The 26,065-nt window shown below is 61.3% G+C and carries 17 protein-coding genes; 5 read left to right on the forward strand and 12 right to left on the reverse strand.

Going from position 1 to position 26,065, the window contains the following annotated elements; genetic code table 11:
* Window positions 1–11: 11 nt before the first annotated feature.
* The 4 genes from AC07V9_RS14215 to putA form a co-directional block, all read right to left on the reverse strand.
* Window positions 12–1,754: a potassium/proton antiporter gene (locus AC07V9_RS14215; RefSeq protein WP_495016339.1), complete on the reverse strand. Its 1,743-nt coding sequence runs from the start codon at window positions 1,752–1,754 to the stop codon at window positions 12–14.
* A gap of 142 nt (window positions 1,755–1,896) precedes the next feature.
* Window positions 1,897–3,699 carry an acyl-CoA dehydrogenase gene (locus tag AC07V9_RS14220; RefSeq protein WP_495016340.1) on the reverse strand — a complete coding sequence of 601 codons (1,803 nt, stop codon included), beginning with the start codon at window positions 3,697–3,699 and terminating at the stop codon, window positions 1,897–1,899.
* A 156-nt stretch (window positions 3,700–3,855) separates the two neighbouring features.
* On the reverse strand, window positions 3,856–4,068 hold the full coding sequence (locus tag AC07V9_RS14225; protein ID WP_495016341.1) for a DUF6124 family protein: 213 nt from the start codon (window positions 4,066–4,068) through the stop codon (window positions 3,856–3,858).
* Window positions 4,069–4,556: 488 nt separating this feature from the next.
* Window positions 4,557–8,507, reverse strand: coding sequence for a trifunctional transcriptional regulator/proline dehydrogenase/L-glutamate gamma-semialdehyde dehydrogenase (gene putA, locus AC07V9_RS14230; protein ID WP_495016342.1), 3,951 nt, complete (start codon window positions 8,505–8,507; stop codon window positions 4,557–4,559).
* 337 nt (window positions 8,508–8,844) lie between these two features.
* Here putA and putP point away from each other — a divergent pair, with 337 nt between their 5' ends.
* On the forward strand, window positions 8,845–10,329 hold the full coding sequence (gene putP, locus AC07V9_RS14235) for a sodium/proline symporter PutP (protein ID WP_495016343.1): 1,485 nt from the start codon (window positions 8,845–8,847) through the stop codon (window positions 10,327–10,329).
* Window positions 10,330–10,442: 113 nt separating this feature from the next.
* Here the strand turns inward: putP and AC07V9_RS14240 are convergent, their stop codons facing one another.
* Window positions 10,443–11,114 carry a polysaccharide lyase family 7 protein gene (locus AC07V9_RS14240; RefSeq protein WP_495016344.1) on the reverse strand — a complete coding sequence of 224 codons (672 nt, stop codon included), beginning with the start codon at window positions 11,112–11,114 and terminating at the stop codon, window positions 10,443–10,445.
* A 314-nt stretch (window positions 11,115–11,428) separates the two neighbouring features.
* Between AC07V9_RS14240 and AC07V9_RS14245 the strand changes: the two genes are divergently transcribed.
* The 3 genes from AC07V9_RS14245 to AC07V9_RS14255 all read left to right on the forward strand — a co-directional run bounded on the left by AC07V9_RS14245 (window position 11,429) and on the right by AC07V9_RS14255 (window position 14,491).
* A complete protein-coding gene (locus AC07V9_RS14245) occupies window positions 11,429–13,570 on the forward strand; it encodes a putative bifunctional diguanylate cyclase/phosphodiesterase (RefSeq protein ID WP_495016345.1) in 2,142 nt (713 codons plus the stop codon).
* 39 nt (window positions 13,571–13,609) lie between these two features.
* Window positions 13,610–14,119, forward strand: a complete 510-nt coding sequence (locus AC07V9_RS14250) for a YgjP-like metallopeptidase domain-containing protein (protein WP_495016346.1) — start codon at window positions 13,610–13,612, stop codon at window positions 14,117–14,119.
* 75 nt (window positions 14,120–14,194) lie between these two features.
* Window positions 14,195–14,491: a winged helix-turn-helix domain-containing protein gene (locus AC07V9_RS14255; RefSeq protein ID WP_495016347.1), complete on the forward strand. Its 297-nt coding sequence runs from the start codon at window positions 14,195–14,197 to the stop codon at window positions 14,489–14,491.
* A 140-nt stretch (window positions 14,492–14,631) separates the two neighbouring features.
* On the opposite strand, the gene AC07V9_RS14260 is transcribed toward AC07V9_RS14255, so the two are convergent.
* Complete coding sequence (locus tag AC07V9_RS14260) at window positions 14,632–15,090, reverse strand: GNAT family N-acetyltransferase (RefSeq protein WP_495016348.1); 459 nt, start codon at window positions 15,088–15,090, stop codon at window positions 14,632–14,634.
* 300 nt (window positions 15,091–15,390) lie between these two features.
* Here AC07V9_RS14260 and AC07V9_RS14265 point away from each other — a divergent pair, with 300 nt between their 5' ends.
* Window positions 15,391–16,128 carry a substrate-binding periplasmic protein gene (locus AC07V9_RS14265; RefSeq protein WP_495016349.1) on the forward strand — a complete coding sequence of 246 codons (738 nt, stop codon included), beginning with the start codon at window positions 15,391–15,393 and terminating at the stop codon, window positions 16,126–16,128.
* On the opposite strand, the gene yccS is transcribed toward AC07V9_RS14265, so the two are convergent.
* The 6 genes from yccS to AC07V9_RS14295 form a co-directional block, all read right to left on the reverse strand.
* Window positions 16,109–18,319 carry a YccS family putative transporter gene (gene yccS, locus AC07V9_RS14270; RefSeq protein ID WP_495016350.1) on the reverse strand — a complete coding sequence of 737 codons (2,211 nt, stop codon included), beginning with the start codon at window positions 18,317–18,319 and terminating at the stop codon, window positions 16,109–16,111. The two genes, AC07V9_RS14265 and yccS, sit on opposite strands and share 20 nt — an antisense overlap.
* Window positions 18,320–18,564: 245 nt before the next feature.
* Window positions 18,565–19,743 (reverse strand): BaiN/RdsA family NAD(P)/FAD-dependent oxidoreductase, encoded by a 1,179-nt coding sequence (locus AC07V9_RS14275; protein WP_495016351.1) that lies wholly within the window; start codon window positions 19,741–19,743, stop codon window positions 18,565–18,567.
* A 140-nt stretch (window positions 19,744–19,883) separates the two neighbouring features.
* The gene (dbpA, locus tag AC07V9_RS14280) at window positions 19,884–21,263 is read right to left on the reverse strand and encodes an ATP-dependent RNA helicase DbpA (protein ID WP_495016352.1); all 1,380 of its coding nucleotides are present in this window, start codon (window positions 21,261–21,263) and stop codon (window positions 19,884–19,886) included.
* Window positions 21,264–21,537: 274 nt separating this feature from the next.
* The gene (gene mdtD / locus AC07V9_RS14285) at window positions 21,538–22,980 is read right to left on the reverse strand and encodes a multidrug transporter subunit MdtD (protein ID WP_495016353.1); all 1,443 of its coding nucleotides are present in this window, start codon (window positions 22,978–22,980) and stop codon (window positions 21,538–21,540) included.
* A gap of 186 nt (window positions 22,981–23,166) precedes the next feature.
* The gene (locus AC07V9_RS14290) at window positions 23,167–24,492 is read right to left on the reverse strand and encodes a TldD/PmbA family protein (protein WP_495016354.1); all 1,326 of its coding nucleotides are present in this window, start codon (window positions 24,490–24,492) and stop codon (window positions 23,167–23,169) included.
* On the reverse strand, window positions 24,492–25,934 hold the full coding sequence (locus AC07V9_RS14295) for a TldD/PmbA family protein (RefSeq protein ID WP_495016355.1): 1,443 nt from the start codon (window positions 25,932–25,934) through the stop codon (window positions 24,492–24,494). Before AC07V9_RS14295 ends, AC07V9_RS14290 begins: the two co-directional genes overlap by 1 nt.
* Window positions 25,935–26,065 lie beyond the last annotated feature (131 nt).

Here is a 26,065-nt window from a genome sequence, read left to right on the forward strand (position 1 = left end):
AGTTGAGCAGTTTAGAGGAACAACCCGGGACCCGGGCGGCTTCCTTCGGGGAATCTGACGCCCACTTTAAGGATCTTGTTCCCCTCCATCACCGCAACTGTCCAAATCGTTCCGTTCCATTCGATCTGATCGCCCACGATTGGTGCGCCGCGATTCTTCTGAATGATGAACTGGCTCAACGGCATATTCGGATCCAGGCCGTCGAGTTTCAAACCGTACAACGCCGCAACAGCCCCGAGCTGAGCGTCTCCCTCAAGGACGAAGTCGCCGAAGAAGCGCAGATCCAGACCCCGCTGTGGCGCCTGGCTGAACAGCTTGCCGAGGGCCGGAAGGTCGTGTTCATGGCCGATTACGCAGAGCAGATCGCCTGTCTCCAGCACCGTACTACCCGACGGATGGAGCAGTTGCTGACCGCGAAACAGGGCCGCAATCCGGGTGCCTTCAGGCATTTTCAGCTCGCGAAGGGCTGCGCCGATGCACCATTTTTCGGCGCCGAGTCGGTAAACGAACAACTCCCATTCACTGGTTACGTGCACTTCCAACGCGGCGCGGGAGATCGGCGCAGGATCAGGCGGAACCGTCACCTTCAGCCACTTCGCCATCCACGGCAGGCTCGTGCCCTGCACCAGCAGCGACACCAGCACGATAAAGAACGCGAGGTTGAAGAACAGTTGCGCCTGCGGCAGACCGGCCATCAGCGGAAACACCGCCAGAATGATCGGCACCGCGCCACGCAGGCCGACCCAGGCGATAAAGGCTTTTTCACGGGAGTGGAACACGCGAAACGGCAGCAAGCCCGCGAGCACCGACAGCGGGCGCGCCACCAGAATCATCCACAGCGCCAGGCCCAGTGCAGGCAGGGCGATGGGCAACAGATCGTGAGGCGTGACCAGCAGGCCCAGCACCAGGAACATGCCGATCTGCGCCAGCCACGCCATGCCGTCGAGCATGTGCAGGATGCCGTGGCGGCTGCGGATCGGCTTGTTGCCGAGCACCAGACCGCACAGGTAAACCGCGAGGAAGCCGCTGCCATGAATGGCGTTGGTCAGGGCGAAGACCGCCAGACCGCCGGCGATCACCAGGATCGGGTACAGGCCGTTGGCAAGGTTGATGCGGTTGACCAGTTGCAGCATCACCCAGCCGCCACCCAGACCGATGATCGCGCCGATGCCGAACTCCTGAATCAGATGGCCCAGCAGGCTCCAGTGCAGGCCGGTTTGGCCGCTGGACAGCATGTCGATCAGGGTGACCGTGAGAAATACCGCCATCGGGTCGTTGCTGCCGGATTCGATCTCAAGACTGGCTGTCACCCGTTCGTTCAGGCCCTTGCCGCCCAATAGCGAGAAGACCGCCGCGGCGTCCGTGGAGCCGACGATGGCGCCGATCAACAGCCCCTGAATGATGTTCAGGTCGAATAGCCAGGCCGCGACCATGCCGGTCAACCCGGTGGTGATGAGCACCCCCACCGTGGCCAGCGACAGCGCGGGCCAGAGCGCGACGCGAAAGCTTGCCACCCGCGTACGCAGGCCGCCGTCGAGCAGGATCACTGCCAGCGCCAGGTTGCCGACCAGATAGGCCGTCGGGTAGTTGTCGAAGATGATGCCGCCGCCATCGACCCCGGCGGCCATGCCGACGCCCAGAATGATGACCAGAATCGGGATGCCCAGTCGCGACGACAACGAGCTGACCAGAATACTCGCGCCCACCAGCAACGCGCCGATCAGGAACAGGCTGTTGATGGTCGTGGCATCCAAGGGCGGTACTCCAGACAAAAGCAGAAAAGAACGCATGCGTGGACTGACATGCAGTCCACGTGCCAAGGGATTTAACCCGTTGAATTAGCGAGCTGTCAAAGCTTTGTCGAGTGTTCCGTGACTAATGCCCGGCCTGTTTAAATCAGAACCAGCTGTCTTGCATCGTCAGGCACAGATCATCACGGGCGTGCAGAATCGCCAGTTCGTGATGACACGCCGGGACTTCCCACGTGAGGAAAAACCGCGCCGCTGCCAGCTTGCCTTCATAGAAAGCGGTATCGGCCGCATTGCCTTTATCGAGGCCCTCGGCTGCGCGAATCGCCTGTTCCAGCCAGCGCCAGCCGATGACCGTGTGGCCGAACGCCTTCAGGTACAGCGCCGAGTTCGCCAGTGTCGCGGTGACCTTGCCCTGGGCCAGATCGGTCAGCAGCTCCAGCGTCACAGCTTGCAGCCGAGCGACCAGCTGTTCCAGAGGCTGACGCAACGCGCTCAACGCCGCATGTTCCTGAGCCCGCTGACAGGTGTCGGCGACTAGACGAATCAGTTGCTTGAGCCCTGCGCCGCCGTTTTGCGCGAGTTTGCGGCCCAGCAGGTCCAGCGACTGAATGCCGTGGGTGCCTTCGTGAATCGGGTTCAGGCGGTTATCGCGGTAGTACTGCTCCACCGGGTATTCGCGGGTGTAACCGTGGCCGCCGAGGATCTGGATCGCCAGTTCGTTGGCCTTCAGGCAAAACTCCGACGGCCAGGATTTGACGATAGGGGTCAGCAGGTCGAGCAGCTCACAGGCCAGCTTGCGCTGCTCCTCGGTCTCGCCGGTCTGGGTGTCGTCGAACAGTCGCGCGGCGTACAGGCCCAGGTCGAACGAGCCTTCGACATAAGCTTTCTGAGTCAGCAGCATGCGTTTCACATCGGCGTGCTGAATGATCGACACCGGTGCGCTGTCCGGGTGTTTGCTGTCCGGCAAGCGGCCTTGCGGGCGTTCGCGGGCATATTCCAGCGAGTACAGATAACCGGCGTAGCCGAGCATGACCGCGCCCATGCCAACGCCGATGCGCGCCTCGTTCATCATCTGAAACATGTAGCTCAGACCCTGATGCGGCTTGCCCACCAGATAGCCCACACACCCACCGTTATCACCGAAGTTCAGCGCCGTCGACGTGGTGCCGCGCCAGCCCATCTTGTGAAACAGCCCGGCCAGCAGCACGTCGTTGCGCGCGCCCAGGCTGCCGTCGTCGTTGACCAGAAATTTCGGCACGATGAACAGCGAGATGCCTTTCACGCCAAGTGGTGCATCGGGCAGTTTGGCCAGCACCAGATGCACGATGTTTTCCGACAGCGGATGGTCGCCACCGGAAATGAAAATCTTGTTGCCGCGCAGACGATAGGTGCCGTCTTCAGCGGGTTCGGCGCGGGTGCGGATGTCCGACAGGGAAGATCCTGCGTGGGGTTCGGTCAGGGCCATGGTGCCGAAGAAACGGCCGTCGATCATCGGCTGCAGGAAACGGCGTTTCTGCTCGTTGCTGCCGAAATTCTCGATCAGGTTCGCCGCGCCCATGGTCAGGAACGGGTAAGACGCCGATGCCGCATTCGCCGACTGAAAATGCGCGAAACAGGCCTGTGACAACAGCGTCGGCAGCTGCATGCCGCCCGCCTCGAAGTCCCGCGCGGCATTGAGAAAGCCTGCTTCGAGAAACGCATCCACAGCCGGTTTCACTTCCGGGATCAGAATTGCCTCGCCATTTTCATAGCGCGGCTCGTTCTCGTCGTTTTTGCGGTTATGGGGCGCAAAGAACTTCTCGGCAATGGTGCGCGCCGTGCCGATCGCCGCGTCGAACGTCTCGCGACTGTGCTCGGCAAACCGCTCCCGCCGGGTCAACGCTTCGGCGTCCAGCACTTCATACAGCTCGAAAGCCAGATTGCGGGAACTGAGCAGCGTCTCGGACATGGCGGCGTACCTGTTGTTGGATTGACGTCGAGTCTAGGGGCGCGGGGGAGGGGTGAACAGGATGATTGATTTGGCTGATGGGGGGGTAGAACGCGGGGTGAATGCCCAATGTTCGTTCTGCAGGAGCGAACCGGTTACGCCCCTGCAGTGTGACGCTCAGCGAATTTCCATCTGGTCCAGCGATCGGTCGACGATAGCTCTGGCCATGTCGATCAGGTGGACGACGGAGAAGGCGAGGTCGCGTTTGACGCCGGTGAGGTTTTCGGCGCTTTCACAGGCGGTGGCTGTGGCGCAGCGCAACAGGCCGGAGACGTGGGCCAGGGATTCTTCGAGGGATTTGTCGGGTGGGTCGGGGGTGATTTTCAGCATTTCCATCTCTCTCTTGGTGACGAAAAACCACCTGGAAATCCGCTGCTAAACGAATAAGGGTGGCGGCTTTGAGACGGGTTAGCAGACCGGTAAGAGAGCAACCCGGCGCATCCGGAGATGCCCCGTCCAAAGCCACCATGACACAGTGGGCGCTACTCAATCAGGCTGCTAAACCCGGTCGCTGATTTCAGCGACGGACGCAGCCTAAAGATCGAAATCGCACGGCACAAGCGGGTGAGAGTTTCTCGGAAATGTCCTTCGCAAGAAAGGGAGAGGGCTGTAAGAAAGGGGCTACAAGTGCGGAGATGTGTTGCAGGAAATGGCTGTTTCCGGGGTGGGACGCAGCACGGATATTGAGTCGGGTTCAACTATCACGGCCTGTAAAAACTGTGGGAGCGAATTCATTCGCGAAAGGCAGGTACATCCGATGAAGCTTTGTCGGATGTACCCTCCCATCGCGAATGAATTCGCTCCCACAGAGGCGTGCGTTACCCGATCGTCATCAGGCTCGCATTACCCCCCGCCGCTGCGGTGTTGACGCTCAACGCACGCTCGATCACCAGACGCTCCAGTGCAATGCCGGTTTCGCCTTTGGACAAACCGTGCACACCGATGATCGCGCCGCTGCGTTGGGCAACCTGCTCGCAGATGCCGCGCAGCTGGTCGGAGTCGCCATGGTGCAGGACGGCTTCGAGGGCGATGTCGTCCTTGCTCCAGTCGCTCACCAGTTTGACGCGCGCCTGAACTTCTTTTGGCAAGCGCTTGTACAGGGGCTTGCTCAGCTCGTTGTCCGGGATAATCGCCGTGCTACCGACCGACAGCACGGCCGCCAGTTGGGTCAGCAGATCAGCTTCATCCTCGGCCAGGCACAGCACGTGCTCGCGGGGCAGGATGCTATAGCTGTTTCGCTCACCCGTCGGGCCCGCCAACAGACGCGTGACACCGCTTTGTGACTGCGCCGTGAACTGCGTAATCACAGCCTCCAGATCCGCCAGCTGCTGGCTGGTCGCCCAGGCTTTCAGCGCGTTTAGCGGCTTGAGCAGGGTTTCGCGCATGCGGGTGTCTGGCGCAGTGGCTGCGTCGCCCTGTGCGAAGGATTTCTGCACGGCATCGGCAGGGCGGGTCGACAGCAGGCGATACAGGTACAGCGGGCCGCCAGCTTTCGGGCCCGTGCCGGACAGGCCTTCGCCACCGAATGGCTGCACGCCGACCACGGCACCGACGATGTTGCGGTTGACGTACATGTTGCCCGCGTTGACCGAGTCGATGACCTTGGCGATCGTCTCGTCGATACGGGTGTGCACGCCCAGAGTCAGGCCGTAGCCCGACGCGTTGATCTGGCCGATCAGTTGGTCCAGCTCTTTGCGCTTGTAGCGAACCACGTGCAGCACCGGACCGAAGATTTCGCGTTGCAGCTCGTCAAAGCTTTCCAGCTCGATCAGGGTTGGCATCACGTAGGTGCCGCGCTTGATTTCGTCGCTGTCGGCAATCGCCACCTGATAAACGTTGCGGCCTTTGTCGCGCATGGCCTGAATGTGTTGCTCGATGCCTGCCTTGGCTTCGGCGTCGATCACCGGGCCGATGTCCACCGACAGGCGTTCCGGGTTACCCAGGCGGCTTTCAGCCATCGCGCCTTTGAGCATTTCGATGACGCGGTCGGCGGAGTCTTCCTGCAGACACAGTACACGCAGGGCCGAGCAGCGCTGGCCGGCGCTGTCGAACGCCGAGGACACGACATCGATGACCACTTGTTCGGTCAGGGCGGACGAGTCAACGATCATGGCGTTCTGGCCACCGGTTTCGGCGATCAGCGGGATCGGACGACCCTGAGCGTCGAGGCGTCCGGCGATGTTGCGCTGCAGCAGGCGCGCGACTTCGGTGGAGCCTGTGAACATCACGCCTTTGACGCGATCATCGCCCACCAGACGCGCGCCGACGGTTTCACCACGGCCTGGCAGCAGTTGCACCACGCCTTCCGGAATGCCGGCTTCCAGCAGGATGCGCACGGCCTGAGCGGCCACCAGCGGGGTTTGCTCGGCAGGCTTGGCCAGTACCGGGTTGCCCGCAGCCAGCGCAGCAGCGACCTGGCCGCTGAAGATCGCCAGCGGGAAGTTCCACGGGCTGATGCACACCACCGGGCCCAGTGGGCGGTGGGCGTCGTTGCTGAAATCGTTACGTGCCTGCACCGCGTAGTAGCGCAGGAAGTCCACCGCTTCACGCACTTCGGCAATGGCGTTGGCGAAGGTTTTACCAGCCTCGCGTGCCAACAGGCCCATCAATGGCTGGATGTCGGCTTCCATCAGGTCGGCCGCGCGCTCAAGGATCGCAGCGCGTTCGGCAGGCGGGGTGGCTTGCCAGATCGGACCGGCGCTCAGGGCGCTGAGCAGGGCATAGTCGACGTCCTCAAGGCTTGCCTCCTGCACGTGACCGACGATGTCACGCAGGTCGGAGGGGTTCAGCACCGGCGTGGTTGCACCTGCACTCACCGGGCTGCCCAGCATCGGCAGGGCCTTCCAGTCATTGTGAGCCGTGGCCAGCAGGGCCGAAGACAGCGACGCCAGACGATGTTCGTTGGCCATGTCGATGCCCGCCGAGTTGGCGCGCTCGCTGCCATACAGGTCCCGCGGCAGCGGAATGCGCGGGTGCGGCAGGCCGAAACCGCCTTCCTGAGTGGCCATGCGCTCGATGCTGGAGACAGGGTCTGCGACCAGTTCCTGAATCGAAATCGACTGATCGGCGATGCGATTGACGAAAGAGGTGTTGGCGCCGTTTTCCAGCAGCCGGCGCACCAGATACGCCAGCAGCGTCTCGTGAGTGCCGACAGGTGCATACACGCGACACGGACGGTTCAGCTTGCCATCAGAGACTTTGCCTACAACCTGCTCGTACAAAGGCTCGCCCATGCCGTGAAGGCACTGGAACTCGTACTGGCCGGGGTAATAGTTCTGGCCGGCGATGTGGTAGATGGCCGACAGCGTATGGGCGTTGTGCGTGGCGAACTGTGGGTAGATGACTTCCGGTACCGACAGCAGTTTGCGAGCGCAGGCGATGTAGGAAACGTCGGTGTACACCTTGCGGGTGTAGACCGGATAGCCTTCCAGACCTTCGACCTGGGCGCGCTTGATCTCGCTGTCCCAGTACGCGCCTTTCACCAGACGGATCATCAGGCGATGACGGCTGCGACGCGCCAGATCGATCACGTAGTCGATCACATAGGGGCAACGCTTCTGGTAGGCCTGAATCACGAAGCCGATGCCGTTCCAACCCGTCAATTGAGGTTCGAAACACAAGCGTTCGAGCAGGTCCAGCGACAGTTCAAGGCGGTCGGCTTCTTCGGCGTCGATGTTCAGGCCGATGTCGTATTGCTTGGCCAGCAGGGTCAACGACAGCAGGCGCGGGTACAGCTCTTCCATCACGCGCTCGTACTGCGCGCGGCTGTAGCGCGGGTGCAGGGCCGAGAGCTTGATCGAGATGCCCGGGCCTTCATAAATGCCGCGGCCGTGGGAGGCTTTGCCGATGGAATGGATCGCCTGTTCGTACGATGCCAGGTATTTCTGCGCATCGTGCTCGGTCAGCGCTGCTTCGCCGAGCATGTCGTAGGAGTAGCGGAAGCCTTTGGATTCAAACTTGCTGGCGTTGGCCAGGGCTTCGGCGATGGTTTCGCCGGTGACGAACTGCTCGCCCATCAGGCGCATGGCCATGTCGACGCCCTTGCGGATCATCGGCTCGCCGGACTTGCCGATGATGCGGCTCAGGGACGAGGTCAGGCCGGCTTCGTTGTGGGTGCTGACCAGTTTCCCAGTCAGCAGCAGCCCCCAGGTGGCGGCGTTGACGAACAGCGACGGGCTGTTGCCCAAGTGCGGCTGCCAGTTGCCGGTGCTGATCTTGTCGCGGATCAGCGCGTCACGGGTGCCTTTGTCCGGGATACGCAGCAGGGCCTCGGCCAGGCACATCAGGGCGACGCCTTCCTGAGACGACAGCGAAAACTCCTGCAGCAGGCCCTGAACGATCCCTGCACGGCCACCGGCACTTTTCTGGTTGCGCAGTTTTTCGGCGATGGATGCGGCCAGCTTATGGGTGGCGTCGGCTATCGGTGCCGGCAGGCGCGCCTGTTCCAGCAGCATCGGCACGACTTCTGGTTCAGGGCGTCGGTAGGCCGAGGTGATGGCCGCGCGCAGTACCGATTGCGGCAGGATGCTTTCGGCGAACTCGAGGAACGCCTGATGGGTGCTATCTACTGGCAACTCGCCCTGGTCGTCGGCATCTTTGCTCAAGCCGTTCAATTCGTTGAGGGTTGCACCACTCTCCAGCTTTTCCAGGTAATTGAAGATCGCCTGTTTGATGAGCCAGTGCGGAGTCCGGTCGATGGACTGGGCAGCTGCTTTCAATCGCTCGCGGGTCGGGTCGTCGAGTTTGACACCCAGAGTGGTGGTCGCCATGTGTTGTCCTCATAAGAGCCACGATGGATGTGGCTATAGCTGTCGCCAAGATTAGCTGTGTGCCACCCAGGGTGCAACCGGGTGCAACCCTATTTATCAAGATATTTCAAAAGGCCACGGTAGGCGGGGTTTAAGGCGCGGAATTGGTGCTGAAACACGCAGTACGGGGCTTTAACGCTCGCAGAAGAGGCAAAAGCACCAATTGGTTACAGTTTTCCGGCGCAAAAGGTGCAACTGAGTGCTTTTTCGGGTTGCGCCTCGGTCTTGTACCTGTCTAGGATGCGCGCCTTTGGTGCAACTCGTTGCTCCTGCCATAACAACATCGCATGGACATCCAATGAGCGTCAGCAACCCCACTCTGATCACTTTCGTGATCTACATCGCGGCGATGGTCCTGATCGGACTCATGGCCTACCGCTCCACCAACAATCTCTCGGATTACATCCTCGGCGGCCGCAGCCTGGGCAGCGTCGTTACCGCGCTATCGGCGGGCGCTTCGGACATGAGCGGCTGGCTGCTCATGGGCTTGCCCGGCGCCATTTACATGTCGGGCTTGTCGGAGAGCTGGATCGCCATCGGCCTGATCACCGGGGCCTACCTGAACTGGCTGTTCGTCGCCGGTCGTCTGCGGGTACAAACCGAGCACAACGGTGATGCGCTGACATTGCCTGATTACTTTTCCAGTCGTTTCGAAGACACCACAGGTTTGTTGCGGGTGATTTCGGCGATCGTGATTCTGGTGTTCTTCACTATCTATTGCGCCTCGGGCATCGTCGCAGGCGCCCGCCTGTTCGAAAGCACTTTTGGCATGCCGTATGAAACTGCCTTGTGGGCCGGCGCTGCGGCGACGATTGCCTACACCTTTATTGGCGGTTTCCTGGCCGTAAGCTGGACCGATACGGTGCAGGCCACGCTGATGATCTTTGCCTTGATCCTCACGCCGATCATCGTGCTGCTGGCCACCGGCGGCGTCGATACCACCTTTCTTGCCATCGAGGCGAAAGACCCCACCCACTTTGACATGCTCAAGAACACCACCTTCATCGGCATCATTTCGCTGATGGGCTGGGGGCTGGGCTACTTCGGCCAGCCGCATATTCTGGCGCGCTTCATGGCGGCGGATTCGGTCAAGTCGATCGCCAACGCCCGACGCATTTCCATGACCTGGATGATCTTGTGCCTGGGCGGCACGGTGGCAGTTGGCTTCTTCGGGATCGCCTATTTCTCGGCGCACCCGGACGTTGCAGGCCCTGTGACCGAAAACCCCGAGCGGGTGTTCATCGAGCTGGCCAAGCTGCTGTTCAACCCTTGGGTTGCCGGAGTGCTGCTTTCGGCCATTCTGGCGGCGGTGATGAGCACCCTGAGCTGCCAGTTGCTGGTGTGTTCAAGTGCCTTGACCGAAGACTTCTACAAGGCGTTTCTGCGCAAGGGCGCCTCGCAGCTTGAACTGGTATGGGTCGGTCGGGGCATGGTGCTGCTGGTGGCACTGATCGCCATCGCCCTGGCGGCCAACCCTGACAACCGCGTGCTGGGGCTGGTCAGCTACGCCTGGGCCGGTTTCGGTGCGGCATTCGGGCCGGTGGTACTGATTTCCGTCATCTGGAAAGGCATGACTCGCAACGGCGCACTGGCCGGGATTCTGGTCGGCGCGATCACTGTGGTGCTGTGGAAGCACTTCGAGCTGCTGGGGCTATACGAAATCATCCCGGGCTTCCTCTTCGCCAGCGTTGCCATCGTGCTGTTCAGTCTGCTGGGCAAGGGTCCGAGCCAGGGCATGGTGCAGCGCTTCGAAGCGGCTGAGAAAGAGTACAAAGCCTGCTGATGACATTTACCTCATAGGATCGCGCTCGCCCGCGATGCGTCAGTACACATCCCACAAGGGTGTCTGACAAAACGCTGTCGCGGGCAAGCGCGTTCCTGCATCGGGCTGGGATTTCAGCCTTTGTTGTGGTCGACATCCAGATTAAAGAACATCACCTTGCCACCTTCGCTGCTGTAACCGGTGTTGTCCTGGGTGTAGACCCCCGCCTTGAAGTACAGCTGCTGAGCGCGCCAGGTGGCGCTGATGCGGTCGTTCCAGACCATGTCGTTGGCCCTGACGGTCAGCAGTCCTGCCTTATTCAAATGAATGACGTACTTGAACGTCTCGTTCAGGGGGACGCCTTCGGCGATCTCAATGACCCGCGGCTTCTTGTCCGAGGGGTGGAAGCGCACTTTGGCGACGATGGTGCCGTCCTTGGTCGCGTCCTTGTACTGATACTCGAGTTTGAGCAGGGGCTGGGTGCTTTCATAGACGTGGATCTGCCCGATCACCACCCGTCCGGAAGACGGCACCTGAATCACCTTGAGTTTGGCGTTCAGGAAGTTGTCGGCGTCAGGGTAGAACCAGTTGTGCAGCTCACCGTTTGACCAGGTTTCGCGCAGCTCGGTGCGCGGGTAGATCGCGTTGGCGGTCTTGCTGCCGGTCACGGGGGCCCAGAATGTGACGTTGGCGGTGCTTGAGCTGAAGTACTTGCCGTCGTAGCCTTGGAGCAGTTGCCGGGTTTCAATCGTGGTGGGGGGCGAGCCCACTGGAATGCTCAGATTCCAGGTTCCCAAATCAATCATTTCTCGTTCGTCCGGTTATGTCTCATTGCCAGTAAACGTCTGGCTCAAGGGTTTTAGGGGTGCTCCTTATACGTTTCGCTTGAGCGATTGTTAACGTCAAACCGTCGAATGACTGCCGTCAATGTGCCGCTATTTTTCTTGGACGGTAGGTGGGGTCTGGGCGTCAGAGGTCCTACCGTTAGTCGGGTTGCTTCACGTTTTGGGATGGCAAAACGATGGCCCATCTTCCCTTTTCCTTATTCAGGTCTAGAGTAAAGCCAGTCGGAACGTGGGTGGAACCCTCTCACCAGGCAGTAACGTGAATGAGTAGCAGCATGGAATGCATGCAACCCCCGCCACCTGTTGGCAAGTCAGTTCTATTGGTAGTCGATGACTACCCGGAAAATCTGGTCACGATGCGTGCGGTCCTGCAAAGGCAGGACTGGGAAATCATGACGGCCAGTTCGGGCATGGAAGCGTTGGGTCTGCTTCTGGACGTCGACGTCGACATTGTTTTGCTCGACGTGCAAATGCCGGAAATGGACGGCTTCGAAGTCGCGCGTCTGATGCGCGGCAGTCAGCGAACGCGGCTGACCCCGATCATCTTTCTGACGGCCAATGAGCAGTCCCGCGATGCTGTGCATAAAGGCTACGCCAGCGGCGCGGTGGACTACCTGTTCAAGCCCTTCGACCCCAATGTCCTCAAGCCCAAGGTTCAGGCACTGCTCGAGCAGCAGCACAATCGGCGCGCCTTGCAGAAACTCAGTCGCGAGCTCGAATCAGCGCGGGCATTCAACGCCTCAGTGCTGGCGAACGTGGCCGAAGGCATCCTGGTGGTCAACGAGGATGGCCTGATCAGCTTCGCCAACCCTGCGATCTGTCGGCTTTTGGGGATGACCGATGGCGAGCTGCGGGGTACCGGGCTGGGCTGCTATCTGCAGGAGCCCGCTTTCAAGGAGTGGACCGATTCGGGTTTCTATCACCATTACCGCCGTGCCGACACCTACCGCGTTCACGACGCCATTCTGCTCAGCCCTGAAGGGCGTCAGATCCCGGTGGCGTTGTCTTGCGCGCCGCTGCCTGAAGAGCAGAAGGCGATGGTGCTGAGCGTGCTGGACATGTCGGTGGTCCGCGACCTGTACCGCCAGCTGGAACATCAGGCAGTGACCGATTCGCTGACCGGCCTGCTCAATCGTCGCGGTTTTTATCAGACGGTCGAAGGCATGCTGGTGCGCAACGAGAACGCCGGGAAGTACCTGGTGGTGCTCTATCTGGATCTGGATGGCTTCAAGCATGTCAACGATTCGCTGGGCCACGACGCTGGCGATCAGGTGCTGATCTGGGTCGCCGAACAGCTCAAGGACAGCTTGCGCCCCTATGACGTGCTGGCGCGCATGGGCGGCGATGAGTTCGTGGTGGTCATAGACGGCCTGGACTTTCCCGAACACGCGGCCAAGGTCGCGGAAAAACTCATCGACCGTATTTCGGTGCGACGTCACGTCGACGGCATCGAAGCGACGCTGGGCGTGAGTATCGGCATTGCTGTGTACCCCGATTGCGGTACCAACCTGGACGGCCTGCTACGCGCCTCCGACATTGCGATGTACGAGGCCAAGCGCGCGGGGCGGCATCAGTACCGCTTCTACGATCAATACATGAACGGCCGCGCCCGCTCGCGTCTGATGCTTGAGGAGAGCGTGCGCACTGCCATCGAAGGCAAGGATTTCTCCATCGTCTATCAACCGCAGATCAACGTCGTCACCGGGCGTACTCGCGGGTTCGAGGCGCTGTTGCGCTGGAATCACCCGGATGCCGGTGATGTGCCGTCGAGCCTGTTCATTCCGCTGCTCGAAGAAACGCGCCTGATCAACAAGCTGGGCGGCTGGATCTACGAACAGGGCGCGGCTCAGCGGCAGCGCTGGGAAGGGGTGTTTCCGGATGATCTGGTGGTCAGTGTGAGCGTCAGCCCTGCGCAATTCAGCATGCCCAATCTGGCGGCAGAGCTGCAGCGCGCGATTCACCTGCACAACCTCAAACCTCGTCAGCTGGAGGTGGAAATCACCGAGCCGTCGCTGGTGCACAACCTGGTGCACAGCCGTCAACAGCTGCAAAGCCTGCACGACATCGGCGTGCGGGTGTCGCTGGATGACTTCGGCGCAGGCGACAGCTCACTGGCGCACCTGCGCAATCTGGACCTGGACACTCTCAAGATCGACCGACACTTCATCGGCGGCATGATGACCTCCCCGCGCGATCTGGCAGTGGCGCGCAGCATCATCGACATGTGCCGCCTGCTGAACATCGAGGTGATAGCCGAAGGCGTGGAGACGCAGGAACAGTATCAATGGCTGGTGGACAACGGCTGCGAGATCATTCAGGGGTTCCTGTTGGCTCACCCGATGACGCCGCAGGAGGCGCAGCGTTTCGTCGATCCGATTGAGTTGCCCACCGTGCACCCGCTGCTCCAGAAGAACTGACGCGGTAGACTGACGCCTTTTGAGCCATTTGATCCGACGATGACCTCTTTAGCTGCAACGCCGCTCAAATACCTGCAGGCCTACCCGGCAACGCTGCAGGATCAGGTGCGGCAACTGATCGCTCAGGACAAGCTGGGCGCGTACCTGCAACAGCGCTATCCCGGTCGGCACGAGGTGCAGAGCGACAAGGCGCTGTACGCCTACGCGCTGGCCCTCAAGCAGGAGCACCTGCGCAACGCGCCTAACATCGACAAGGTGCTGTTCGACAATCGTCTGGACCTTACTCATCGTGCGCTCGGCCTGCACACCACGGTGTCGCGGGTGCAGGGCGGCAAGCTCAAGGCCAAGAAGGAAATTCGCGTGGCCTCGCTGTTCAAGGAAGCCGCGCCCGAGTTTCTTAAAATGATCGTGGTGCACGAGTTGGCCCACTTCAAGGAAACCGAGCACAACAAGGCCTTCTACAAACTCTGCGAATACATGCAGCCGGGCTACCACCAGTTGGAGTTCGATCTGCGCATTTATCTGACGTGGCGGGATATGCAGGGCTGAGGAGGGGCGGGGCGTTGGTCATTCGCCGATTTGGTGAGAGTATGGCCGCATTTTTTCATCGACAAGGACCTGACGATGGACGTCAGCAAGACCAAGAGCAGCTTCTATCGACGCTTGTACGTGGCGTACCTGATCGACAGCGGCACCGCCAACAGCGTCCCGGCATTGACCGACGCCACCGGCATGCCGCGCCGCACTGCTCAGGACACCATCGCGGCGCTGGCGGACCTGGACATCGTCTGTGAATTCGAACAGGAAGAGGGCGCCCGCAACCACGCCGGGGCTTACCGGATACGCGACTGGGGCGCGATCGACAGGCAGTGGATTGCCGGGAATCTAGGGCAGATCAAATCGGTGTTGGGGTATCCCTGAATCGAGGGGATGAACGCTGAACACCTGTGGGAGCGAATTCATTCGCGAGACGTCAGTACATCGACGCGTCTCTTACGCCCATACCGGCCTCTCGCGAATGAATTCGCTCCCACAGTTTCCATCGCGTAGTGCCAGTAGACTCAGTCCAGATCCCGACGCATCCCGATATGCGGAATGCCATCCTCGACGTACACCTCGCCCACCGGATTGAAGCCATAGCGGCTGTAGTAACCCTGCAAATGCGCCTGGGCTGAAAGGTAAATCGGCTGGTCCGGCCAGTTGCGCTCGGCGTGTTCCAGTGCCTGCACCATCAACTCATGGCCCATGCCTTTGTTGCGCATCGATGGGGCAGTGACCACGCGACCGATGGTCACATCGCCGTCCTGCTGGATCGGGTCCAGCAGGCGCAGATAGGCCACCAGCTCGTCGTTTTGCCAGGCCATCAGGTGGCGGGTATCGCCTACCAGATCAAGACCGTCGACGTCCTGATACCAGCATTTCTGCTCCACGACGAACACCTGCGCGCGCAACTGCAGAATGGCGTACAGCTGCTCTTTGGCAAGGGCGGTATGGTGTTTGCAAATCCAGTTGATAGACATGAAGCCGGCTCACGAAAAAAGTCCATGCCGGATACTAAACGCATATGGCCTCAAGCCCAAAGTCGGCGTATGAGGACAGGTGTGACGCCGGTCAGGACTTTGTGTGATTTTCTTGAAGTGCGGCACAGACATTGGCCGCTTATGTGTTGTGCAAAGTCGCCAACAGGTCTTCAATGGAGGCCACTTGCTATTGCCTCGCACCGGGTTTCATTGCCCTTCGCTCGCTTCAGGGATGTCACAGTGTCACTGGATTGCCGCTGAAAAGAATCGCAGGCCATTACCTGCCTAAGGATCTTGAGCATGCTGCGTTTGCTTCGAGCCATGGCTTTGCTGGGAATGCTGTTGATCGCGCAGGATGCCTGGGCGCTGAAGCTGCGCATGGCGGGAGATGCCTGGGCTCCCTATTCGGATGTGTCGTTGCTCAACGGCGGGCTGTCGACGGATCTGGTGCGCACCGCGCTCAGTCGTGCCGGTTATACCGTCGACTACGAGCAAGTGCCGTGGGCCCGGGCGATTCACGGCGTTGGGGAAGGGCGCTATGACATCCTGATCAACGCCTGGTACAGCGAAGAACGCACCCGGATCGGCGAGTATTCGGGTGAGTACCTGACCAATCGCTTGCGCTTCTTCAAGCGCAAGGCTTCTGACATCCAGTATCAGAACCTTCAGCAGCTGCACCCCTATTCAATTGCAGTGGTGCGCAGCTACGCCTATTCGCAGGCCTTCGACAGCGATATGGGTCTGAAAAAAGTACCGGTGGCCAGCTTCTCGACGGCCGTGCGCATGCTGGCGGCTGGGCGGGTGGACCTGACCGTCGAGGACGAATACGCCGCGATGGTGGCGCTCGGTCGTGAGCCTGAAGATGTGCGCGACAGCGTGGAGTTCCTGCCGCGCTCACTGAGCGAAAACAGCCTGCACATTCTCGTCAGCCTGAAGAATCCGGATCATGAAAAGATCGTCGCCGATTTCGACAAGGCCATCGCTGCGATGAAGGCCGATGGCAGCTACGACAAGCTGTTCAAGCTGCACGGTCTGTGATGTCGCCCGCTTCTTTCTCCGGCGCTTTGATCAGGTGCGCGGCCAGCGTGCGCAGCGGGCCGAGCTGACGACAGATCAGCGCCAGTTGCGTCTGCACCAGACGCTGCCCTTCGTCGATTTCTTCGGGCATTTGCTCAAGCTCTGTCGCCAGCGCTTCCTCGGCATCGCTTTGCACCGCCACTGGCTCACGCGTGGCCAGGCTTTGAGCGATCTCGTCGATGCTCGACGCCAGACTCGCCCCCGCGCCCTCGATCAACTGCTCGCGCACTTCGCTCGGTAATTGGGTTTCGCGGTGTGCGCCCAGGCCTGAGAGGTAGCTCAGCAAGGTGTGGGACAGCACCAGAAAGCGGAAGCCCACGTCGGCCTCTTTGCGGAAATGCCCAGGCTCCATCAGCATGTTGGCCAGCGTGGTCGACAGCGCGGCGTCGGCGTTGTGGGCGTTGCGTCGGGCCAGTCGGTAGGCGAGGTCATCGCTCTTGCCTGCTGCGTACTGTTGCATGATCTGGCGCAGGTAAATGCTGTTGCACGACAGGGTATTGGCCAGCACCTTGTTCAGGCGGCGGCCTTGCCAGTCCGGCAGGAACAGGAACACCGCAAGCCCCGCGATCAGGCTGCCCAGCAGGGTATCCATCAGGCGCGGCAGGAACAGGCCGTAGCCGTTGCCGACCTGATTGAAGCAGAACAGGATCATCACCGTGATCGCCGCTGTCGACAGCGTATAGCGCGTGGTCCGGTTGACGAAGAACACCACCCCGGCCAACACCGCGCACATCGATTGCAGAATCGGCGTGGTAATCAGGTCGAACAGAATCCAGCCCGCCGTCAGGCCAATGGCCGTGCCGATGATCCGCTGGCCGAGCTTGCGCCGCGTCGCGCCGTAGCTCGGCTGGCAGACGAAAACCGTGGTCAGGATGATCCAGTAGCCCTGCGAAGGATGAATCAGGTGAACCATCAGGTAGCCGATCACCAGCGCCAGCGGCAGGCGCAGGGCGTGGCGGAACAGCAGCGAGGTCGGCGTGAGTTGCAGGCGCAGGCGCGTCCAGACGTCCTTGAGCGTGCGTGGCGAACGGTCCAGCAGGCTGCTGTCGGAGGCGTCGGCCAGCGCGTCGGGGTTGCTCGCGTCACTCAACAGGCGGTCCAGCGTGCCGAGGTTGTTGGCCAGGGCGCGCAGGGAGCGCAGCAGGCCACGCCAGGCCGGGTTGCTCTGGATACGCAGGTGTTCGAGGGAGGCGCGCAGGTCGTCCAGCGCATGAGCGAAGCTGTCGTCGTAAACGAACGGCTGGCGCAACTGGATCGACACTGACAGATCGCGGCACGCGTTGCCCTGCTGACGCAACAGCCGCTGGCAGCGGAACAGCACGTCGCTGTGGAAAAACGCTTCAGCCAGAGAATTGTAGGGATAGTGCGACGAACTGGCGCGCTCGTGAACGTCCTGTGCGAGGAAGTACAGCTTCAGGTAGCGACTGACCTTCGAGCCGGGGCGACCACTGCCGACGCGGTTGAGGATGATTTCCTTGGTCACGTTGAGCGCGGCGACGACCTTGCCGTTCTGCTTGGCCAGCTCCAGACGCTTGGCTTCGACGTCCAGCGTGCGAATGGGCTCGAACAGCTCGGATTTCAGTTTCAGGTACATGCCCAGTTCGCGAAACAGTCGCGCCAGCGCCTGTTGCACCGGCTGGTTGGAAAACAGCATCTGCCACAGTACCGATAACAGCCCGTACCACGCGGCACCTGCCACCAGCAGCATCGGCTCGTGCCAGAAATCCGTGACTTCGCCACCGCGCTGGTCCACGCCGATCATCGTGTAGACCGAGAGAATCAGCGTGGCGTAGGCGATGGCGCCGTAGCGCTCGCCCAAGGCGCCGAGCATCGTCAGGCAGAACGCCGCGAGCGCGAAGGCGCAGATGAACAGCACGGGGTAGGGAAAGAGCAGTTCGACGGACAGCGCCGCGATGCTGAAACACACCAGCGTCACGGCCAGCGCATTGAGGCGGCCTTGCCAGCTGTCGTCGGTTTCGGACAGGGCACTGGCGATAATTCCCAGGAACAGCGGGATGACCAGCGACATCTCGTTTTGATACCAGCACAGGGCCATGCTGCCGGTCAGCGCGATAAACACCCGCACGCTGTAGGAAAACTTGTCCAGCGCCCACAGGCGGCGGAAGGTATTGCGCAACGATTTCGATGCCATGAACGCGGACGGCCTTTTTCGCGACTGATTCTGCTGAAGGATATGTACAGCGCCTGATGCACGCTGTACATCCGGTTAGCAAAATTTATTCCGTTGTGCGGCCGACACCGATCTCCCGTAGGAGCTTGCGGAGGTTACGACGCTGGCGAAGGGGCCGGGATAGTCAACACATCTTCATCATCAGACAGATCGCTTTCGCCAGCGTCGTAACCTCCGCAAGCTCCTACAGGGATTTGTGTAATGCCTTAGATGTACTGCGCTGCTGCGTACGCCGAGGCCCAGGCCCACTGGAAGTTGAAGCCGCCCAGATGGCCGCTCACATCCAGCACCTCGCCAATGAAGTAAAGCCCCGGGGATTTCAGCGACTCCAGGGTCTTGGACGACACTTCCCGCGTGTCGATGCCGCCCAGCGTCACTTCTGCCGTGCGATACCCCTCGGTGCCGGCCGGAACCACCTTCCAGCTCGCCAGTTTCTCGGCGATGTCCGCCAGCTCGGCGTGGGTGTACTGCTTCATCGGTTTGGAGACAAACCACTGATCGGCGATCAGGTTGGCCATTTTTTTGGTGAAGATCTCGCCCAGCAGGGTCTTGAGCTCGCTGTTCGGGCGCTCGGCCTGTTGCTCGGTCAGCCAGCCGTGGGCGTCGTGATCGGGCAGCAGGTTGATCTCCACTGTGTCGCCGGGGTGCCAGAACGAGGAAATCTGCAGGATCGCCGGCCCGCTCAATCCGCGGTGGGTGAACAGCATGTTCTCGCGAAAGCTGATCTCGTTGCAGCTGATCAGGCAGTCCACCGACGTGCCCGACAGCTCGGTGCACAGGTCTTTCAGCTGATCAGTGATGGTGAACGGCACAAGGCCTGCGCGCGTCGGCAGCAAGGTGTGACCGAACTGCTTGCCCACCTGATAACCGAAGCCGGTGGCGCCCAATGTCGGGATCGACAGCCCGCCTGTGGCAATCACCAACGACGTGCAGGTGATGGTGCCGAGTGTGGTTTGCAGAAGATAGCCGGATTCGGTTTTCTCGATGGCCTGCACCGAGGTGTCCATGTGCAGGGCGACGCCTGCGTCATCGCACTCACTGAGCAACAGGCCGAGGATGTCGCTGGACTTGTTGTCGCAGAACAGCTGGCCGAGTTTTTTCTCGTGATACGGCACGCCGTGCTTGGCCACCAGCGCGATGAAATCCCACTGGGTATAGCGGGCCAGCGCTGATTTGCAGAAATGCGGGTTCTGCGAGAGGAAGTTGGCGGGCTCGGTGTACAGGTTGGTGAAATTGCAGCGCCCGCCGCCCGACATGAGGATTTTCTTGCCCGGCTTGTTGGCGTGATCGATCAGCATCACTCGGCGTCCACGATTGGCGGCAGTGGCAGCACACATCAAGCCTGCGGCGCCAGCGCCGATGATCACAACGTCAGTAACGGGCAAAGCGGTGTCCTCGGGTGTTCTGTGGTGTATCAGAAGGTTTGCGGTGATTGTGAGTACGTTTCGCGAATGAATTCGCTCCCACAGGTTGAACGCGGTCAGTCTGTGGGAGCGAATTCATTCGCGACGCGGTTTGCGGGTTCTCAGAGAATCCGCACCCGCAACGACTTGCCCTTGATCTTGCCGTTGTTCAGGCGATCCAGTGCCTGCTTGGCAATGCTGCGCTCCACTGCCACATAGGCCTGGAAGTCGAAAATCGCGATCTTGCCGACCTGAGTGCCCGCAACGCCCGCGTCACCGGTGAGTGCGCCGAGGATGTCGCCCGGACGCAGTTTGTCCTTGCGGCCCGAACCGATGCACAGGGTGGTCATCGGTGGCAGCAGCTTGCCGCCTTCCTTGCGAGTCAGTTGGTCGTACTGCTGCCAGTTCAGCGGCGCTTTCTGCAGCTCTTCGACGGCGCGGGCGCGCTGGCTTTCGCCGGGGGCAACGAGGCTGACGGCGATGCCGGTCTCGCCCGCACGACCCGTACGGCCAACGCGGTGAATGTGGATTTCCGAATCGCGGGCGAGCTCAACGTTGATCACCATGTCCAGCGCGTCGATGTCCAGGCCGCGAGCGGCGACGTCGGTGGCGACCAACACGGAGGTGCTGCGGTTGGCAAACATCGCCAGCACCTGATCACGGTCACGCTGTTCCAGATCGCCATGCAGCCCGACGGCCGACATGCCCTTGGCGGTGAGGTGATCGACCACTTCCTGCACCTGCTGCTTGGTGAAGCAGAACGCGACGCAGGATTGTGGACGGAAATGATCGAGCACCTTCACTACTGCTTCCAGACGCTGCTCGGGGGAGATTTCGTAGAAAATCTGCTCGATCTGGCTGTCGGCGTGCAGCGCTTCGACCTTGACGGTTTGCGGGTCGCGCATGAACTTGGAGGCCAGCTGCTTGATGCCGACCGGGTAAGTGGCCGAGAACAGCAGGGTCTGACGACGCTCCGGGGTCTGCTCGATGATGTCGGCGATAGCGTCGTAGAAACCCATGTCGAGCATGCGGTCGGCTTCGTCGAGAACCAGCGTGTTCAGGCCATCGAGAACCAGCGAGCCTTTGCGCAAGTGCTGCTGAATGCGCCCTGGCGTGCCGACGATGATATGCGCGCCGTGCTCCAGCGAAGCGATCTGCGGGCCGAAGGACACGCCGCCGCACAGGGTCAGGACCTTGATGTTGTCTTCGGAGCGCGCCAGGCGGCGGATTTCCTTGGCCACCTGATCCGCCAGCTCGCGGGTCGGGCAAAGCACGAGTGCCTGGCAGCCGAAGTAACGCGGGTTGATCGGGTTGAGCAGGCCGACGCCGAATGCGGCGGTCTTGCCCGAACCGGTCTTGGCCTGGGCAATCAGGTCCATGCCCTTGAGCATCACCGGCAGGCTCTGCGCCTGAATCGGCGTCATCTCGGCATAACCAAGGGACTCCAGGTTAGCCAGCATGGCGGCGGAAAGGGGCAGCGAGTTGAAAGCGGTGTTGGTCACGGGGCAGGCCTGCAAAACAAAATGTCGCGCAGTGTATCAGGTCGAAGCCCCTGCCTTGGGGCTGCGGGCGATAAATGGTGGGGTTGTGCAACGATGTTGGGCGCGCCGGTGATCTCGCTGTCGAAATGCGATCTCCTGTGGGAGCGAATTCATTCGCGAGACGGCGGTACATCCGACAGATATGTATCGAATGCACCGGCCTCTCGCGAATGAATTCGCTCCCACAGAGGGATTTGCGTCCGGCAGGCGAGACCGGTGCGCGCCTCTCCGACGATCACGCCTCGATCTCAGGCTCCGTCTGCGGTTTGCGCGGCGGGTTCTCGGGTGGCATGCGCGGCGACAGCTGCAGAAAGATCGACGCCGCCAGCATCGCCAGCACCCCTACGCACAGGAACGTCAGCTGAAACGCGCCCAGGACGCTGCTGACTTCTCCGCTCGCCACATCATCGGTAAAGCCCCCCAGCAGCGCTGCCGCGCAGGCAACCCCCAGGCTCAGGGACAGCTGCGCCACCACCGACAGCAAGCTGTTGCCACTGGCCGCGCTGGCGTCGTCCAGGTCGATCAGCGTCACCGCGTTCATCGCCGAAAACTGCAGCGAGTTCACCCCGCCCAGAAACGCCAGGTGAATCAGCAGCATCCAGTACGGCGTGTCAGCGTCCACCAGTGCCATGCTCGCCAGCAGCGCGCCAAGCAGCAACGTGTTGCCGGTGAGCACGATGCGATAACCCAGGCGTTCGATGGCACGAGTAGCCAGGGGCTTGGCGAACATCGCCGCCAAGGCCAGCGGAATCATGCTCATCCCTGCGTGGGACGGCGAATAGCCCAGCGCCACTTGCAGCATCAATGGCACCAGAAACGGCAATGCGCCGCTGCCCAGACGCGCAAATAAGTTGCCCATGATCCCCACCGCGAAACTGCGGGTGCGGAACAGCGACGCGGAAAACAGCGGCGATTCCACATGACCCGCGCGCAGCCAATACGCCGCCAGGCACGCCATGCCGCCGAACAGCAGCATCACTACGCGCAGGTGCGGCAGGTGCAGCTCGCCCAGGCCTTCCAAAGCGATGGTGATCAGCACCATAGAAGCGCCGAACAGGGCAAAACCCACCAGATCGAAACGAGTACGCCCGCCGCCCACGAGATCAGGGATAAATTTGCGTACGGCAAAACAGCCGAGAATGCCCACCGGAATGTTGATCAGGAAGATCCAGTGCCAGCTCAGGTATTCCACCAGCCAGCCGCCGACCGTCGGGCCCATCAGCGGGCCGAGCAGGGCCGGCATGGTGATGAAACTGAGGATGCGCACCAGTTCCGTTCGCGGATAGGCCCGCAGCACGATCAGCCTGCCCACTGGCATCATCAACGCCCCGCCGAGCCCTTGAACCACGCGGGCGGCGACCAGCATGCCCAGGGAATTGGCTGCCGCGCACAGCAGCGAGCCAAAGCTGAACAGCAGGATGGCGCTGAAGAAAATGCGCTTGATGCCGAAGCGGTCCGAGATCCAGCCGGAGGCCGGGATCAGCAGGGCGATGGTCAGCATGTAGGCGATGATCACCGACTGCATACGCAGCGGGTCTTCGGACAAGGATCGGGCCATGGACGGCAACGCGGTGTTGAGGATCGTGCCGTCCAGGCTCTGCATGAAAAAGGCGATGGCGATGACCCATGGCATCCAGCGCAGGGTTCTGGCGTCCAGTTGCGGCGTGGTGGTCGGCATGTGAAGTCGTGGGTCCTTTTGGCTTTTTTATGAATTTTTAAAAGTGTCGCTTTCCTGTAGGAGCGCGCTTGCCCGCGAAAGGGTTTGTCAGTCACCCACGATGTTGGATGTGCCGACGTATTCGCGGGCAAGCGCGCTCCTACAGGAAGGTCATCGCCCGGCAGATCTTGAGAGTCTGCTGCCTCGCTACAACGTCAACGTCAGCTTGTTGACCAAAGCCCCCGGCAGCAGATTCGAAGCTGTCTGACGTTGACTGTAGGTACTCGTCGAGAGGATGAGTTCCCTTTGCGTGGTCAATTGTTCGAGCGCGCTGCCCAGCAGGCTGAACACGCTGTCATCGAAACGCATGGTGCTGACCGGTGCCTTGATCTTGCCGTCTTCGACCCAGAAGGTCGCGAACCGGGTCATGCCGGTGATACGCCCGGCCGTGCGGTCCGAGAAGTTCAGGTACCACAGGTTGCTGATGTACAGCCCCGTGCCCAGCGCCTTCAGCACGTCGTCCAGTGCCAGCGTGCCACCGTTCATGCTCAGCGCGCTGGGCGATTCACCCCATCCGGCGCCGTTGGCGGTCAGGCCGTATTCGGCGGCGCTGCGCGAATCGATCAGGCGGTCTTTTGCGACGCCTTCAACCACCAGCGACAGGTCCGAGCGCGGGTAGCCTTCGCCCGAAAACGCGGGAGACAACGAGCCCGTCACCTGCTCATCCAGGCTCACCAGGGGATTCAATGTCGCGTGACCGTCGTACAGACGTTGCAACGGGCTGGTCTTGTCGGCCAGCGATTGCGCCGAGAAACCACCCCAGCACAGCATGCCGACCACTTCTTCCAGCGCGGCCGGTGCCAGGTACGCGCGATAGTGGCCGGGCGCCAAGGTGTACGACGGCTGACCCAGAAATGCCAGCTGCTCGCGGGCCAGGGCAAAGCGTTTGGCGAATGCTTGGTCGCTCCATTCGTGGCCGGCGTAGTTCGCCTTCACCGCCTGACCGTTTTCGTGAAACAGGCTCCAGTCGAAATTGAAGCTGTTCGCCTGATGCCAGCCCAGTGCGCCGTTGGAGCTGGCAAAACCGCGATAGATCGGCCCTGCGGCGTAGATGCCGACCAGATCCAGCCCTTCGCCCAGTTGCGCGATCTGCTCGACCACACGGGCGCTGTCCGGCAGCGGTGCGTCCTGAACATTGCTGCTCTGCCAGGCGTCGTCGTTGAGCAGCAGATACGGATCGGCAGGCAGCAGCGTCAGGGTTTCGCGCAATTGTTGCAGCGCCTCGTCCAGACGCTGACGATCCACGGCCTCATCACCCGACAGGGTCAGGTTGAGGTCGGCATGGCGACCGTCGTCGATCAGCTTGAAATACACGCTGGCTTGCTGCACATGCCCAGCCTGCCGCACCTTGGCGTGGTTGAAACGAATGAAATCCGAAGCCTCGGCGTTGTAGCTGAGGGTGAAGCGTTCCTTCGGCGTGATCGCGCCTTGCAGCCAGTCGACCAGCGCCTTGAATAGGGATTGATGGGACATCAGGCGTCACCTCCGAAAACATCGACGTTAGCGAACACGCAGGCGGGCGAGGCATGGCCTACGCGCACCACCTGATTGGGTTCGCCCTTGCCGCAGTTCGGCGTGCCGAGCACTTGGAAAGTGCTGGCGTCGCCGACCGCGCTGAGGTTGCGCCAGAACTGCGCAGAGATCGCCCGATAGTTGGGGTTTTTCACCACGCCCTTGAGTTCGCCGTTCTCGATCAACTGGCCCCACTCGCAGCCGAACTGGAATTTATTGCGTGCATCGTCAATCGACCACGAGCGATTGGTGCTCATCAGAATGCCGTGCTCGATGCCGCCGATCAGCTGCTTCAAGGTCTTGTCGCCGGGCTCGATGTTGAGGTTGGCCATGCGGTCGATCGGTGCGCGGTTCCAGCTGCAGGCGCGGCTGTTGGCGACGCCTTCCATGCCGCTGCGAAACTGCGACAGCGCGCCGCCCAGCGGACGTTCGAGCACGCCGTTCTTGATCAGGAATTGCTTGCTGGCTGCAGTGCCGTCGTCGTCGAAAGCGTAACTGGCCAGTTGTTCGGGGATTTCCGGGTCGAACGTCACGTTGAGCAGCCTGGAGCCGTATTGCAGGCTGCCGAAGTCGCTGGCCTTCACGAAACTGGTGCCGGCGTAGTTGCGCTCATCGCCCAGAATGCGATCCAGCTCCAGCGGGTGGCCGATGGATTCGTGGATCTGCAGGATCATCTGGTCCGGCGTCAGCAGCAGGTCGCGCGGGCCGATGGGCGTGTTGGGCGCCATGATCAGTTGCAGCGCCTGATCGGCAACGTGGGCGGCAGCGCCAATGATGCCGCAGGAGGTGATGACTTCCGCGCCGCCCTGTTGGCCGAAATTGTCGCGGCCCAGGCTGCGGGTCTGGCTGTCCTGGCCGTCGTAGGCGGTGACGCTCAGGCCGGGAAAGACGAAGCGCTGGGCCTGACGAATCTCGGCGCCTGCAGTGTTGAGGTAGATCTGCTCGACGTTCTCAAGGCCGAGGCTGACCTGCCAGTTTACCAGGCGCTCATCCCTGGGCACCGACGCGGATTCTTGACCGAGCAGGGCGTAGCAGTCGCTGAGCGAAGGGAAGGCGCTGGTCAGGTTCGGCGACAGGTAGTCGGCGCGGCTGGTGGCGACGGCGTGCTCGCGCAGGTCGAGCAGGGAGTGCCCGGCGAGTGACCGTGCCTGGGCTTCGGCCCGTTCAAGGGCGGCCTGCAGGCCTTGTTGCGAGAGGTCGTTGGTGGCCGCGTAGGCTTCGACCCCGTCGATGCGCACGGTCAGCATGGCGCCTTCGTCGACGCTCAGTTGTGGCGGTTCTGGGACGTTCTTGCGTACGGCCAGGTGTTGGCTGGTCTGTTTGACATAGCGCAGGGAGAGAAACTGGGCGCTGCTGTGCAGGGCGGCGAAGCGCTGCTTGAGTTGAGTGGAGAAGTCGAACATGCAGGAAAGCTCCTTGGTCATTCGGAGGGCATGCTGCGAATCATAGCGCGCAAGGGCTCTGGGGCGCGCCACCTGTAGGAGCGCGCTTGCCCGCGATGAAGCTGTGCCAGTCACCAACGTGGTTGGATGTG

It is taken from the genome of Pseudomonas sp. GW821-FHT02A11, assembly GCF_059421985.1.